Below are 14,405 nucleotides of genomic sequence, written 5' to 3'. Positions count from 1 at the left end.
AAATAGATAAGAAAAATGAACCACTTAATTATTTTTGCTCATCCTAATTCAGCGCATAGTTTTGGACGATCGATTGCCAATCGTATTGAGCAAATTAGTCAAGAAAATGGTGTAAATGTATTTTTTCGTGATCTCTATGAAATGAATTTCAATCCAATTTTATCTCATGAAGAATTGCAGAATGCGAACAAAGGTATTATTCCGGAAGATATTCAGCAAGAGCATGATTTTATTCTTCAAGCGGATTTAATTACGTTGGTTTATCCCCTTTGGTGGATGGGATTTCCATCAATTTTGAAAGGCTATTTAGATCGCGTATTAAGTCACGGTTTTGCCTATAAAACGGAAAACGGCGAATCGGTTGGATTGCTCAAAAATAAGCAAATGCAGCAATTTATTACTATTGGTAGCAATCTCGATAAATATAAAGAATTTGGAGTGGATAAATCGCTTAATCATTGTTTAATTAATGGATTATTTAATTACTGTGGCATTGAAAATGTCGAGTTTGAATTGTTTGGTGATATTCATTTAATTGATGATGGGGCGCGTAAAGCAATGATTGAACTTGCTGCTCAAAAAACAAAAGAAAAATTGACCGCACTTTTAAAGGAAAAAGCGTAATGTCTGAAAAACAAATTAATAATTTTTCATTAATTAGTCGATTATTCGGTAATCTTTTTTATCGTTCTCCTACCGATGAAGTACTTGCAGGCGCGTTTGCTTGGTTACAACAAAAAGGGTTGAGTCAAGTTTGGGCGTTAGATACTGATAAAGAAAGTGAATTAGCGCTGAATAGCTTACAAGCTAAGATTGATCTCGATCTATTGAACCAAGAGTATCAAAAATTATTTGGTACCCATGGTAAAGTCATGACCTCTATTTCAGCTTATGGCATTGATGTTGAAGAATTTATGAATTTTCGCCTTGTACGTAATATGCCAGAGGTGGAAAGTGCGGATCATTTTGCTTTATTATTGCTTACAGCCTCTTGGCTTGAAGATAATTCGGATTCTTTAGTGGCTCAACAAGAATTCTTTGAAACCTTTTTATTGCCTTGTGCAGCGAAGTTTTTAACTCAAGTAGAAAATCAAGCAACTTTGCCTTTTTATCGTGCATTAGCCCTTCTTACACGAGAAATATTGGCAGCAATGGCGGATGAATTGGAAGAAGAATAGGCAATATCTTGCTTTCCTCTAAGTCTTGAGGAAAGCAAGAAATATTTTATAGATAGGTTACAAAATCTTTTGTATCGATAACACGGCATTCACGTTCTGCTTTCTCCATGCCTGTGCCAATCATGACTAACGCAATCACACGATCTTGTTCACGGCATCCGAAAGCTTCTCGTAATGCAGTGCCATTAACCCATTTCCCTGAAATCCACACATTATCAAATCCTTGTGCTTGTGCAGCTAGTTGTAATCCATAAGTTGCACAGCCTGCACTCAACATTTGTTCCCATCCAGGTACTTTAGCGATAGTTGGATCGATTTTTACTACCACACCAATGACCATAGGTGCCCGATGTGCTAAATATTCGGCTTTCTTTAATTTTTCTTCACCCAAATCAAATTCCACAACTGATGATTTGAGTAGCGTTTCCAATTTATTTAATCCATCATTTTCCATTACAACAAAATGATAAGGATGTAATTTCCCATGATCTGGTGCGTGCATTGCTGCTTGGAGAATAAGTTCAAGTTGTTCAGTATTAGGCGCAGGTGCGGTCAATTTTTTGTTTGATTTTCTTGTTGTTAAAAGAGTTAACGCATCCATTTTATTATCTCCTATAAGTAAAAGTGCGGTGGATTATAGCATAGTTTTTGACAAGGCTTTGTGATACGCTAGCGTAAATTTTTTAAAGGTAATTCGTATGTTTCGAGTATTAAAATTATGTTGGAAAGCGCTGTGTTTCATTCGTGATCTCGTGATGAATGTGGTGTTTCTAGGTTTTGTCCTATTGCTAATGGCGATTATTAGCTTTTCAAGTGGTGGAAAAAAATCTACAACATTAACAGAGGAAGGCGCATTATTACTGAATTTAGATGGCTATCTATCGGACAACCGAGATGAAACACTTCGTTGGCAAGATGCATTAAGCGAATTGAATGGTGAGCACGTTCCTAGAAAAATTTCGACGTTTGATGTGGCATTTGCCATTAAACAAGCGGAAGATGATCCTAAAATTAAAGGATTAGTGATTGATCTTAATTATTTTGAAGGGGCAGATTTACCCGCATTAGATTTTATTGGTGACGCTATCAGTCACTTTAAAGATGCAGGAAAACCAGTGATCGCCTATGCAGATAATTATTCACAAGGACAATATTATTTAGCGAGCTTTGCTGATGAAATTTATTTAAATTCAATTGGAAGCGTCGATATTCACGGTTTATCGCAAGAGAATTTGTATTTCAAAGAAATGCTCGACAAATTAGCGGTTACACCACATATTTTCCGCGTAGGGACTTATAAATCAGCGGTTGAGCCATTTTTACGCAACGATATGTCGGCTGAGGCAAAAGCAAATATGCAGCGTTGGTTAGGTGAAATGTGGAATAATTATGTTTTATCTGTCAGCGAAAATCGCAAGATTAAGAAAGATAATGTTTTGCCGAATTCGAAACAATATTTATCGGATATTAAAGCATTAAAAGGCAATAGTACCGCTTATGCCCAACAACGTGGATTAGTAACCGATGTTGTAACTCGTTTAGATTTAGATAAAAAACTCACCTCACTTTTTGGTAAAGGGAGTGACGGGAAAGCGAATCTGATTGAACTTGATGATTATTTGACTCAACTGCCAGATCGTTTAGAACATTACAATGTACCGAATAAAATTGCAGTCGTGAATGTTGAGGGGACGATTATCGATGGTGAAAATGATGAAGAAAATGCAGGTGGTGATACCATTGCACGAATTCTCCGTAAAGCTCACGATGATAACTCAGTAAAGGCCGTTGTTTTACGCGTCAACTCACCGGGCGGTAGTGCTTTTGCTTCTGAAATTATTCGTCAAGAAACAGAAAACTTACAGAAAATCGGTAAGCCTGTTATCGTATCTATGGGCGAAATGGCTGCGTCTGGCGGTTATTGGATTTCATCCACTGCGGATTATATTATTGCCGATGCAAACACTATTACGGGCTCTATCGGTATTTTCGCGATGTTCCCAACTTTTGAAAATAGCATTAAGAAAATAGGCGTGAATGCTGATGGTGTTTCAACCACTGAATTAGCTAATACATCCGCGTTTTCTCCGTTAGCAAAACCAGTGCAAGATATTTATCAGACAGAAATTGAGCATGGTTATGACAGATTTTTAGAAATTGTCAGCAAAGGTCGCCAGCTTTCTAAAACACAAGTAGATAAACTTGCTCAAGGTCAGGTTTGGTTAGGCAGTGATGCCTTCCAAAATGGTTTGGTGGATGAGATTGGTTCTTTTAATGACGCAGTCAATAAAGCAGAGCAATTAGTGAATCAACGCCAAGATACTGCCGTACAAGATTTTAGTGTGGAATGGTTTACAGATGATAACGTTAGTTTAATTAGCACCTTATTGCGCGATACTAAAAAAGGGGCGCAAGAACAGTTAGTTAAATGGCTTGGTCTGCCAGCTCCAATTCAAAAATTACAAAAAGAATTGAATGTATTAACTAAATTTAATGATCCTAAAGGTCAATATTTGTATTGTTTAAATTGCGGGAAGGTTAAGTAATAATTGAAAAAGGGCAGAATTAAATCTGCCCTTTCGCTTATAAAATATACGCTTCTTGAATATGGTGTGGCTTTTGCTCTTCTTCTGGTGGAAGTTTCATATACTCTCCATAATATTGCGTTAAGTGTTCGTGATATCCATTCATTACTTGAAATTGTCGCCCCTCAAATTCTTTATAAATAACGTGATTAAAATATTCCTTCGGCATATAAGATTTTTGCCATCCTCCGCAATCGTCATAATCAGATAATACAAGACCAATATAATCGCATTGTTTTATCGGATATGTTATTTGAAATTGCTCTAGATTTTTTTGCATTTTGGAAAATATTAAATGGCTCAATTTATTAAGTATTGCTTTCCATAAGGTATTTTCTTTTTCTCTTAACCATCTTTTCTTGCAAGAATAGAAACGACGATGAGTTCTTCTATATTTTTTCATAAAAGAGCAGATGATCTTTGGATCATTTGGCACCCCATCATAGATGAATATATCTATAAACATTGAGCTTTTTTTTCCGTCAATTTCGGTTATTTGAGTACGACAATCAAAGATTTTTGCCATTTCTCCAGTCTTTTGAGCAAGGATGTCTTCTGCTGTTTCCATATTGTAGTATTCGTGAGTTTCTTGAAACCAAACATCAACGAACCTTTGATATTCATCACGGTGCATATAAACATCAATGTCATCATCCCAAGGGATAAAACCTTTGTGGCGTATTGCGCCTATTAATGTTCCACCACCGAGAGAATAGCTGATTTTATATTGTTCACACAGTGCGTGGAAATAATCTAATATGTCTAGACAAACGAGTTGTTGTTCTCTAAGTGTCAATTTTTTCATTATTTTTCCTTGTTTGGTGTCAATTTTTGTAAAATGTGGTGATAGTCATCAAGGTTATCCATTTCAAATATATCATCACTGTTAAGTTGTTCCGTATAGATATTCAATTTCTCTATATATTTCATTGGAATTGTGTCCCAATAAAGTTTTGGATTTTTTAACCGCACTTCATTTAAGTAATTTTTGATTAAATTTAGAATGGTATTGCAATCCTGTGTGGTCCAGTATGATATTCCTGACAAACTGGGTTGATTTAGTGAACCAATATCAATGCGTATTACTTGCCCATTACTATTTAAAATCGGTAGCCACTCATTATGCGTTTTAGAACGGATAACCGTGAAATATTTGCTGTGTGATGGCTTAGTTAGAAAAATATTTCGATTAAGTACAACATCCGCATCAATAACATAACAATCATTAAAGAAGTCTTGAGCTAGTGAAAAGGAATAAATACTATTGTATTCTCTATATTTTTCATTATGAATTAGAGTGCAACTATATTTTTCTTGTAGATAATTGAATTGTTCGTGTAAATACCCTGTAACAATGACAATATTGTCGATATTTGCTTGACGTAGAAAAGTGAGTATCCTTTCTAAGTTAGGTGTTCCATGAATATCTAATAGCGCTTTATGAGTGGTTTGTGTGATTTCTTTAAATCGGCTGCCTAGGCCTGCTGCTAAAATGATTGCATTCATTTTTGTTCCCCTTTGTAATAAAGTGTAATGATCACTCCTGCACTTAATAATAAGGTGAGTAGTAAGGTAATGGGCTTAATTGGCTGTTTATAGAGCAGATAACCAAGTCCAATTGCCCATACAGAATATGTGATATTTAATGCCATTGCTTTGATTGGCTTTAACAGATAAATCGTTTGGTAATAGCAGCAGTAAGATAATGCACCAAAGATTATTACACCAGCAATTTGTACATAATTAAAACTAAGTATATCTAGTGAGAAATCTTTCAAGGAAAGAATAAATAGAATCAATAAATAACCAATAGTTGAACCACATAGTCTTAAAAAATACACTTGAAGTCCAGAGAGAGAACGCATTGTATAGGAGGATATCACTATTTCAGATGACCACCCCAATATACAAATTATTAAAAAAATAAAACCGATAGTATTAAAGGTTATTTCTTGTCCTACTTCAATAGCAAGCAACGAAGAAGAAATAATAGCCAAGGCGAATCCGAATTGGGCTGTTTTGCTAATTTTTTCTTTTAGAATCCAATAAGACATCAGTGCTGCTAAAACTGGGAATAGAGAAGAAAGCGGCGCAGCATAATATATCGTTAAATAATGAATGCTTAATAAATATGCCGACATCCCCAATGGTCCGCCTAATACTCCCGATAATACGGGGGACCAAAAAATCTTTTGAAAATTAACCGCTCTTTTTCTCCACAATGTTATGCCTATTGCAAATAGTGAAAAAAAATCAATTAAAAAGAGTAACGAAATTACTTTTCCCAGTGCAGAGAATCCACTTAATGGTAATTCGTTATACATCAGTCCTGATAATGCCCAAAATATAGCGGATAGTATGCCAAATAGATAACCATGCATCATGGCAATTCCTCTAAAAGTTTAAATGCTGCGTCCAATCGTTTTAATGCATAATCGCCAAAATCCTCACCATGTTCTTCTTTTACTTTTGTCCATAAAAACCATAGTACATTTTGGCAAAAACGATGGATTTTTAATCGGTTATGGGCTGTTTGAAGTTCTGTTGAATTGTATTTATTTGTATGATTGCAATAGAGTTCTAATAGAAAATCAGCAGCTTCTATTGATAAATTACCTTCCTCAATAATCGTCGCTATATCAAATAACGGATCATTTAAGCCTGAATATTCCCAGTCGATAAAAAATAACTGGTCGTCTTGCAATAGCATATTTTCAGGGACTAAATCATTATGACATGGACGTAAAATTAAGCCCTTATTGATATTTTCAAACTGCCAGAATACGGTTGAAAGTTTATCCATTCTAGGATCTGCTTGAAAAAAAGCAGATTTGTTTTCTAACAATGAAAAATACTGGCGAAACTCATCAAATACACTAAACACATTGCGGAAAATAAATTCACTATTGTGTAAACGATATAAATTATTCGCAACTTGAGACAAACAACTTTGTTCGTTTAATTGCGTTTGACTTAAAGGCTTGCTATTTTCTAAATAACGAGTCAGTTTTACCCCACTTTTTGCATCCAATACGGGAGTTTCTACATTTAAACCAGCACGATATGCCTGTGCATTATTGAATGCCTCATATTCACGATTAATAAGTGATAAATTAACGGCATTAGGGATTCGCAATACAAACTTCATCCCTGAAATATCAAGTAGAACATTTTGATTGGTCATTCCCCCAATATAAGAAAAAGGAATGGAATGTTGATTAAGAAAATCAAACAGTTTTTCTGGTTTATAGCAAGTTTTAACAAATTCTATAATTTTATTGATTGATTGATTGATTGATTGATTGATTGATTGCATGGCATTTTTGTATTCATTCTTATATTTACGTTTTATTTAATTTTAACACTTCAAAGTTCTTTTTGTAAGATATTGAATCTTATCAATTTATTCAACTTTCGAACCTTTCAACCACTTTCTCACCCAAGCTCGGTTAGCTGAAAGATTATGTAATATAGCTTCGCTTATTGGTAATGGCTCGCCATAAATGATTGAAGCTAAGGTTTCACCTAAGAGTGGGGCGGAGGTAAGCCCACGAGAACCTAAGGCTGCCGTTAAGAAAAGATTCTGAAAATGGGCCGCACTTTGAATAGGTTGTTTACGGCGGCGGAGGTTGAATAAATTGTAATAATCCGCTTGTTGCTGTTCAAAATGGGGTACGTTTCCAACCATTGGGGCAAGATCTCTTACAGAGCAGCGGATGCCTACACGAGCGAGATTACCTGATGTATCCACATCTTGAGTCCAAGGTTGGACGATATTTTGTTGGAGTTTTTGTTGATTTTCTTGTTGTTCTTGTTCGCTAAAATGGCGATCAACATTATCACGAACATGGCTTGCGCCAATGCAATGTGAGGTTCTTAATTGATCGGCTGGGGTGAGATAGCCATCATAACAAAGCACAGATTTCAGTTTGAGTAAATTTTCTGATGTTGGAATTTGGCTGACTTGCCCTCGGATAGGGTAGAGCGGTAGCTTTTCTGTTTGAACAAAATCAGTAATTTTATATCCATTCGCAAGAATGACGACTTCATGGCAGTATTTTTGACCTTGCGTATTTTCTAGTTCCCAACCTTTTTCTTGTTGAGATAGTGCGGAAATTTTTTGTGAGGTTTTAATAACGATACCCTGCTTTTCAAGAAATGAAAAGGCATTTTGAACAAATTGTCTTGGTGCAAGCCAAGCCCCTTGTTTAATCCAACCGCCTTCGCAATTAAGTGGTAATCCCACTTTTTCACTGAGTTGTTCAGCATTCAGCATTTGAAAGATTTCGTTCGGTAAACCAAGTTGAGAAATTTTTGTTAATTTAAGCGCACTTTTTTCGTTGTAAGCACATAGTGCCACGCCACAAAATTCGTGCTCAAACTCTATGTTTTGTTCGATTGCCCAATCAAGTAATTGGCGACCGTAACTGAACGCGTGCAGGTAAAAATCAACGGTGATCCCATTATCATCGCTAAGTTGCGGATAAAACGCGCCTTGTTTATTGCCTGAGGCATTGAGTACGAGCGCGTCATCCTCACAATAAATGGTAACCTTTGCCTCTCGTTTAACTAAGGAAATGGCAGCATAAAGAGAAGCAATACCACCGCCGATAATAGCGACATCTTGTTTTTCCATTTTCGCAGGCTGAGCAAGATACCAAGGTGTCGAAAGTGCGGTCGATTTTGATTGTATTTTTATCCCACTTAAACATTCTCGCTTTTTGCCGAAGCCTTTACGTTTTGTCACATTAAAGCCTGCGGATTCAAGTCCTTTTCTGACAGCACTTGCTGCGGTGAAGGTGGCAAAAGAACCATTGGGTTTCGTGAAACGAAACATCAAGTTATAGAGATCATCATTCCACATTTCAGGATTTTTGCTTGGTGCAAAGCCATCTAAAAACCAAGCATCAATACGTTCATTCATATAATCGCCAAGTTGTGGCAAGTTTTCTGATACATCACCAAGCCATAAATCTAACGTGGTCTCTTCAAAATGAATACGATGACAACCTAGAATCAATGAAGGCCAATAACCTTGCAAATGAGTGCTTAAATCTTCAAATTGCGGATAGGCAAGATGCGCTTGTGAAAGTGCGGTGATTTTTAGTGGATATTTTTCAAAGGAAATAAAATTAAGGCGTTTTAAAGGATGATTCTCGTGTTGCTGGCGAAATTCACGGAACAATTTGGTTGCCGCAAAGAAATTTAATCCTGTACCAAATCCTGTTTCGGCGATGACAAAATTAGCCTTGTTGTGGCTTATCCAACGTTCCAAAAGTTGATTACCTTGTAGAAAAACATAATCTGTTTCTGCCAATCCATTTTCGTTAGAAAAATAGACATCATCGAATTGATCTGAGACGGGAATATGGTTTTGATTGAAGTGAATCTCAGCATGTTGGACGCTAAAGGTCATTTTTTATTCCTTCCTAGCCTAATGAAATTTGCGTATAATAACGCGATTTTCTAAACTGGTCGAACAAATGAATTATTGCTTGAAATATTTTTATTTCGTAGTAATTTTGAGCCGTTATTTTTACATATAAAACAATAAGGAAGAAGCAATGAGAAGAGCTGTAATTACAGGCTTTGGGATTATTTCAAGTATCGGTAACAACAAAGAAGAAGTATTGGCTTCATTAAAAGCAGGAAAATCAGGTATTGAAGTTGTGCCTGAATTTGTGGAAATGAATATGCGTAGCCATGTTGCCGGAACAATCAAATTAAACCCAAGCGAGCACATTGATCGTAAAGTGTTCCGTTTTATGGGTGATGCAGCGGCTTATGCTTATCTTTCTATGCGTGAAGCGATTGAGGATTCTGGCTTAACAGAAGACCAAGTTTCTAATGATCGTACTGGTTTAGTGATTGGCGCAGGTACAGGGTCTGCACATAATCAATTAGTGGCGTGTGATGCGGTACGTGGCCCTCGCGGTGTAAAAGCGATTGGTCCTTATGCTGTAACGAAAACCATGGCATCAAGTGTTTCAGCTTGTTTAGCTACACCTTATAAAATTCGTGGTGTGAACTATTCAATCAGTTCAGCTTGTGCAACTTCTGCACATTGTATTGGTCATGCGGTTGAGTTAATTCAATTAGGCAAACAAGATGTTGTTTTTGCTGGTGGTGCAGAAGAATTATCTTGGGAATGTGCAACTGAGTTTGATGCAATGGGTGCAGTTTCAACTAAATACAATGACACGCCAGAAAAAGCATCGCGTGCTTATGATGCAAACCGTGACGGCTTCGTGATTGCTGGTGGTGGTGCAGTTGTAGTTGTGGAAGAATTAGAACATGCACTTGCTCGCGGTGCAAAAATCTACGCTGAAATTGTAGGTTATGGCGCAACTTCTGATGGTTACGATATGGTTGCACCAAGTGGAGAAGGCGCAGAGCGTTGTATGAAACAAGCAATGGCAACGGTAGATACGCCAATTGATTATATTAACGTACACGGTACATCTACACCCGTAGGTGACGTGAAAGAATTAGGTGCGATCAAAAATGTATTTGGTGATAAAATACCAGCGATTTCTTCAACTAAATCAATGACCGGTCACTCTTTAGGTGCGGCAGGTGCACACGAAGCAATTTACACGTTATTAATGTTAGATAATGATTTTATTGCACCAAGTATTAATATCGAAACCTTAGATGAGGCCGCTGAAGGTTGCAATATCGTTACTGAGACGAAAGAAAATGCAGGATTACAAACTGTCATGTCAAATAGTTTTGGTTTTGGTGGTACAAATGCGACATTAATTTTTAAACGTTATAACGGTTAAAATTCTTCTATGAAAAAAGCCACTTTCGATTGAAAGTGGCTTTTTTGTAAATTAAAAAGAAAAATTAAGCAACAATACCAAATTGTTCTTTCATTAATGCTTCAAAGTCAGTGCAACCACCGATTGGTTTTTCATCAATAAAGATTTGTGGTACGGTTTCTACTGGTTTACCAACAGATTTTGATAAATCTTCTTTAGTAATACCTTCTGCGTGAATATCCACATAACGATAGTCAAAATCAGCAACTTCGCCTTTTAATTTTTCAGCAAGGTTTTTTGCACGCACACAGTAAGGGCAGCCAGGACGACCAAAAATAACAACGAACATAAGATTTCCTTTTTTGAGTTAAAAATTCCAGGCAATTCTACCTGATTTTTATCGTCTACATAAAGTGTTTTTATTCGTGTAATATACGGAACATCGTAGACAATGAGTTAAATATTATGAAATTACTAATGCTTTGCCGCGAACCTCGTCTTTACAGTTGCCAACGCTTAAAAGAAGCGGCTAAACGTCAAGGGCATGAGATGGATATTTTAGATCCGAATAGATGTTTCTTAAAACTCTCACAAAATCCACCGCACTTTCAGATTTTTTATCAAGAAAATTCCGAGTCGAAACCTTATTTATTACCTGATTATGATGCTGTTTTGCCTCGATTTGGCACAACAAGTACGCAAATGGGATGCTCAGTCTTACAGCATTTTGAAGGCAAAGGGACTTTTTGTTTGAATTCATCTCAGGCATTTTTAAATGCACGTGATAAATGGAAAAGTTTGCAACTTTTGCTGAATGCTGGTGTTTCTATTCCCAATTCACTTTTAAGCGGCGGTGAAGTGCAAGCTCAGGCGGCGGTACCTCACATCAGTTCGCCGACAATTTTAAAAACGCTAAATGGTTCACAAGGAATTGGGGTGATTTTAGCTGAAAAGCCACAAAGTGCGGTGAGCATTATGGAAGCTTTTAAACAAACCAATATATCTATGTTGCAGCAAGATTTTATCGAAGAAGCGGGCAACGCGGATATTCGTTGTTTTGTGATTGGTGATCAAGTCGTGGCAACGATGCAGAGAATTGGACAAGATGGTGAGTTTCGGGCAAATTGTCATCGTGGCGGAAAAACCGAAAAAATTATCCTAAGCGATGACGAGAAACAGATAGCCATTCAAGCAACAAAAGCTATCGGTTTAGATATAGCTGGTGTGGATTTAATTTGTTCAAAAAATGGATTATTGGTTTTAGAGGTAAATGCAAGTCCAGGCTTGGAAATGATTGAAAAAACAAGCGGGGTTGATATTGCGTTACAGATGATAAATTATGTTGAAAAGAAGATTCATTTGAATAAGAAAAATAAATAAAATTTGATATTTTTATAGCCTTATTATTCATACCAATTTTTATACACCTCTTCTAATGACCTCACTATCAAAAGTGCGGTCATTTTTCTTTGAGTTTTCTCAGAATATTAAAAAATTATCTAAAACCTGTTTTATATCAAAAAATCCACAGAATTTATAAGCCTATGTTCTTTATTTAGGCGTATTATATTACTCGGAATGAGTATTCATTCTGGTTATCTAAAATAAGGACATTACTATGGCAATTAAAAAAGTGATTACTGTCTGTCCGTATTGCGCTTCAGGTTGTAAGATCAATCTATTGGTTGAGAACAACAAAATTGTGGGTGCTGAAGGTGCAAACGGTAAAACAAACGAACGAGAGCTTTGCCTGAAAGGATATTATGGCTGGGATTTCGTGCATGACACAAAAATCCTCACTCCTCGCCTAACTCAACCGATGATTCGCTACAAACGTGGCGAGCCGTTCACGCCAGTGAGCTGGGAAGAGGCTATTTCCTATTCTGCAAAACGTTTACAAGAAATTAGAGAAAAATATGGCAACGAGTCAATTATGGTAACGGGTTCTTCTCGTGGACCAGGTAACGAAGTGAATTTCGTTATGCAAAAATTTGCTCGTGCGGTATTAGGCAATAACAACATTGACTGTTGTGCACGTGTCTGACATGGCCCATCTGTAGCAGGTCTGCTCAAATCAGTGGGTAATGGCGCGATGTCCAACTCAATCGTTGAGATTGAAGACACTAAATGTGTGTTTATCTTTGGCTATAATGCCTCAACGTCTCACCCTATTGTAGCGCGTCGTATTAACCACGCTAAAGCAAAAGGGGCGAAGATTATTGTTTGTGACCCTCGTAAAATTGAAACCGCTCGTATTGCTGACATTTATGCGCCACTTGCTAACGGCAGTAACGTCGCATTTTTGAATGCAATGATGAACGTGATTCTTGAAGAAGGATTACAAGATCAAAAATTCATTGATGAACATACCGAAAATTTCGATGCGTTCTATGAAACTGTAAAAGCTTATACACCTGAATCAACTCAACATATCACTGGCGTTGAGCCTGAAATGTTGAGAGAAATTGCCCGCACTTATGCGAAAGCAGAAACTGCGACAATTCTCTGGGGTATGGGGGTATGTCAGTTCCGTCAAGGTGTGGAAACTGTACGTGCGTTGGCAAGCTTGGCAATGCTTACTGGTAACTTAGGTAAACCAAATGTTGGTGTAAACCCTGTGCGTGGGCAAAACAACGTACAAGGCGCATGTGACATGGGGGCTTTATATAATACTTTACCTGGTTATCAAAGCTATGCGGATCCAGAAATCAACGCTAAATTTGCGAAAGCATGGGGCGTGCCGTCTATTCCAACCAAACCAGGTGTACCATTGAGTGAAGTGCCACATGCAGTGGCAGAAGGTAAACTCAAAGCATTCTATATTATGGGTGAAGATACTTTACAAACTGAACCTGATTTGAATGCAATGAAACAAACCTTTAAAGATCTTGAGTTTATTATTGTTCAAGATATCTTTATGACTCAAACTGCAGCGGAAGCAGATGTGATTTTACCAGCAACATCTTGCGCAGAACACGAAGGTGTTTATAGTGCGGCTGACCGTGGTTTCCAACGTTTCTATAAAGCGGTGGATCCTGTTGGTGATGTGAAAGACGACTGGGAAATCATCAGCCTTATGGCACAAGCTTTGGGTTATCCAATGCATTACAACAACACCAAAGAAATTTGGGATGAGTTGCGTGAGCTTTGCCCAATTTATAAAGGTGCAACTTACGAAAAAATGGAAGGTTTGGGTTATATTCAATGGCCATGTACAGATGAAGGCCCTGAAGATCAAGGCACTACATACTTATATGAAGGTCAAATCTTCGACCGTCCAAATGGTAAAGCTGAATTCTTTGCTTGCGATTGGGAACCACCAATGGAAGAAGTTTCTGAAGAATATCCATTAGTCCTTTCTACCGTGCGTGAAGTTGGTCACTATTCTTGCCGTTCAATGACGGGTAACTGCCGTGCACTTGCTGCATTGGCTGATGAGCCAGGATTTGTTCAAATGAACGACCAAGATGCGAAAGCTTTAGGCATTAAGAATAATGAGCTTGTGTGGATTTCTTCATCTCGTGGTAAAGTTATATCTCGTGCTGATGTAAGTTCTCGTACTAACAAAGGTGCGTGTTATATGACTTACCAATGGTGGATCGGAAAATGTAACGAACTCACTGCTGAACATTTAAATCCGGGATCTCGTACTCCGGAATATAAATACAGCGCGGTGCGTATCGAAAAAATTGAAGATCAACGTTGGGCTGAGCACTATGTTGTCACTGAATATACTAAGCTCAAATCTCGTTTAAAAGAAACCGCACTTGTGGCTTAATATAATATTTATCATGATGAGGACAGGCTTCATGCCTGTCCTTTTTTATGTCTAATGAAATATTATATAGGTAAGAATATTAGAAATGTTAAAAAGAGCG

13 protein-coding genes are annotated in these 14,405 nt (G+C 37.2%); 6 read left to right on the top strand and 7 right to left on the bottom strand.

The genetic code is table 11. The annotated features are described in order from the left end of the window. Positions 1 to 15: 15 nt before the first annotated feature. The gene (locus HMPREF9096_RS03740) at positions 16 to 624 is read left to right on the top strand and encodes an NAD(P)H-dependent oxidoreductase (protein ID WP_009500593.1); all 609 of its coding nucleotides are present in this window, start codon (positions 16 to 18) and stop codon (positions 622 to 624) included. Then, positions 624 to 1,178 (top strand): molecular chaperone, encoded by a 555-nt coding sequence (locus tag HMPREF9096_RS03745; protein ID WP_009500592.1) that lies wholly within the window; start codon positions 624 to 626, stop codon positions 1,176 to 1,178. The genes HMPREF9096_RS03740 and HMPREF9096_RS03745 overlap by 1 nt, the downstream gene beginning before the upstream one ends. A gap of 46 nt (positions 1,179 to 1,224) precedes the next feature. Here the strand turns inward: HMPREF9096_RS03745 and HMPREF9096_RS03750 are convergent, their stop codons facing one another. Beyond that, the gene (locus HMPREF9096_RS03750; protein ID WP_009500591.1) at positions 1,225 to 1,779 is read right to left on the bottom strand and encodes an NAD(P)H nitroreductase; all 555 of its coding nucleotides are present in this window, start codon (positions 1,777 to 1,779) and stop codon (positions 1,225 to 1,227) included. 97 nt (positions 1,780 to 1,876) lie between these two features. Here HMPREF9096_RS03750 and sppA point away from each other — a divergent pair, with 97 nt between their 5' ends. Further along, a complete protein-coding gene (sppA, locus tag HMPREF9096_RS03755) occupies positions 1,877 to 3,724 on the top strand; it encodes a signal peptide peptidase SppA (protein WP_009500590.1) in 1,848 nt (615 codons plus the stop codon). 37 nt (positions 3,725 to 3,761) lie between these two features. Here sppA and HMPREF9096_RS03760 read toward each other — a convergent pair whose 3' ends face one another. The 5 genes from HMPREF9096_RS03760 to mnmC form a co-directional block, all read right to left on the bottom strand. Further along, positions 3,762 to 4,568, bottom strand: a complete 807-nt coding sequence (locus tag HMPREF9096_RS03760) for a phosphorylcholine transferase LicD (protein WP_009500589.1) — start codon at positions 4,566 to 4,568, stop codon at positions 3,762 to 3,764. Beyond that, positions 4,568 to 5,269, bottom strand: a complete 702-nt coding sequence (locus tag HMPREF9096_RS03765) for an NTP transferase domain-containing protein (protein ID WP_009500588.1) — start codon at positions 5,267 to 5,269, stop codon at positions 4,568 to 4,570. Before HMPREF9096_RS03765 ends, HMPREF9096_RS03760 begins: the two co-directional genes overlap by 1 nt. Then, positions 5,266 to 6,144 carry a DMT family transporter gene (locus tag HMPREF9096_RS03770; protein ID WP_032803484.1) on the bottom strand — a complete coding sequence of 293 codons (879 nt, stop codon included), beginning with the start codon at positions 6,142 to 6,144 and terminating at the stop codon, positions 5,266 to 5,268. The genes HMPREF9096_RS03765 and HMPREF9096_RS03770 overlap by 4 nt, the downstream gene beginning before the upstream one ends. Continuing rightward, positions 6,144 to 7,079: a phosphotransferase family protein gene (locus HMPREF9096_RS03775; RefSeq protein WP_009500586.1), complete on the bottom strand. Its 936-nt coding sequence runs from the start codon at positions 7,077 to 7,079 to the stop codon at positions 6,144 to 6,146. The genes HMPREF9096_RS03770 and HMPREF9096_RS03775 overlap by 1 nt, the downstream gene beginning before the upstream one ends. Positions 7,080 to 7,166: 87 nt before the next feature. Beyond that, complete coding sequence (mnmC, locus tag HMPREF9096_RS03780; protein WP_009500585.1) at positions 7,167 to 9,179, bottom strand: bifunctional tRNA (5-methylaminomethyl-2-thiouridine)(34)-methyltransferase MnmD/FAD-dependent 5-carboxymethylaminomethyl-2-thiouridine(34) oxidoreductase MnmC; 2,013 nt, start codon at positions 9,177 to 9,179, stop codon at positions 7,167 to 7,169. A 148-nt stretch (positions 9,180 to 9,327) separates the two neighbouring features. Here mnmC and fabB point away from each other — a divergent pair, with 148 nt between their 5' ends. Further along, positions 9,328 to 10,548, top strand: coding sequence for a beta-ketoacyl-ACP synthase I (gene fabB / locus HMPREF9096_RS03785; protein WP_009500584.1), 1,221 nt, complete (start codon positions 9,328 to 9,330; stop codon positions 10,546 to 10,548). Positions 10,549 to 10,612: 64 nt separating this feature from the next. Here fabB and HMPREF9096_RS03790 read toward each other — a convergent pair whose 3' ends face one another. Then, positions 10,613 to 10,876, bottom strand: a complete 264-nt coding sequence (locus HMPREF9096_RS03790) for a GrxA family glutaredoxin (RefSeq protein WP_005628952.1) — start codon at positions 10,874 to 10,876, stop codon at positions 10,613 to 10,615. A 116-nt stretch (positions 10,877 to 10,992) separates the two neighbouring features. Here HMPREF9096_RS03790 and HMPREF9096_RS03795 point away from each other — a divergent pair, with 116 nt between their 5' ends. Further along, entirely contained in the window at positions 10,993 to 11,907 is a 915-nt protein-coding gene (locus HMPREF9096_RS03795; protein ID WP_009500583.1) for a RimK family alpha-L-glutamate ligase, read from the top strand. A gap of 244 nt (positions 11,908 to 12,151) precedes the next feature. Continuing rightward, the gene (gene fdhF / locus HMPREF9096_RS03805; RefSeq protein ID WP_080950181.1) at positions 12,152 to 14,305 is read left to right on the top strand and encodes a formate dehydrogenase subunit alpha; all 2,154 of its coding nucleotides are present in this window, start codon (positions 12,152 to 12,154) and stop codon (positions 14,303 to 14,305) included. Positions 14,306 to 14,405: the final 100 nt, after the last annotated feature.

Source organism: Haemophilus sp. oral taxon 851 str. F0397, assembly GCF_000242295.1.
Taxonomy (GTDB): Bacteria; Pseudomonadota; Gammaproteobacteria; order Enterobacterales; family Pasteurellaceae; genus Haemophilus.
The sequence above is the reverse complement of the archived record's forward strand: the minus strand, read 5'-3'. Positions and strand labels throughout refer to the sequence as shown.

Excerpts from the sequence above, each read along its gene's own strand:
- mnmC (WP_009500585.1), bottom strand. The coding sequence starts at position 9,179 with ATGACCTTTAGCGTCCAACATGCTGAGATTCACTTCAATCAAAACCAT.
- HMPREF9096_RS03760 (WP_009500589.1), bottom strand. The coding sequence starts at position 4,568 with ATGAAAAAATTGACACTTAGAGAACAACAACTCGTTTGTCTAGACATA.
- fabB (WP_009500584.1), top strand. The coding sequence starts at position 9,328 with ATGAGAAGAGCTGTAATTACAGGCTTTGGGATTATTTCAAGTATCGGT.
- HMPREF9096_RS03750 (WP_009500591.1), bottom strand. The coding sequence starts at position 1,779 with ATGGATGCGTTAACTCTTTTAACAACAAGAAAATCAAACAAAAAATTG.
- HMPREF9096_RS03765 (WP_009500588.1), bottom strand. The coding sequence starts at position 5,269 with ATGAATGCAATCATTTTAGCAGCAGGCCTAGGCAGCCGATTTAAAGAA.
- HMPREF9096_RS03795 (WP_009500583.1), top strand. The coding sequence starts at position 10,993 with ATGAAATTACTAATGCTTTGCCGCGAACCTCGTCTTTACAGTTGCCAA.
- sppA (WP_009500590.1), top strand. The coding sequence starts at position 1,877 with ATGTTTCGAGTATTAAAATTATGTTGGAAAGCGCTGTGTTTCATTCGT.
- HMPREF9096_RS03775 (WP_009500586.1), bottom strand. The coding sequence starts at position 7,079 with ATGCAATCAATCAATCAATCAATCAATCAATCAATCAATAAAATTATA.
- HMPREF9096_RS03745 (WP_009500592.1), top strand. The coding sequence starts at position 624 with ATGTCTGAAAAACAAATTAATAATTTTTCATTAATTAGTCGATTATTC.
- HMPREF9096_RS03740 (WP_009500593.1), top strand. The coding sequence starts at position 16 with ATGAACCACTTAATTATTTTTGCTCATCCTAATTCAGCGCATAGTTTT.
- HMPREF9096_RS03770 (WP_032803484.1), bottom strand. The coding sequence starts at position 6,144 with ATGCATGGTTATCTATTTGGCATACTATCCGCTATATTTTGGGCATTA.
- HMPREF9096_RS03790 (WP_005628952.1), bottom strand. The coding sequence starts at position 10,876 with ATGTTCGTTGTTATTTTTGGTCGTCCTGGCTGCCCTTACTGTGTGCGT.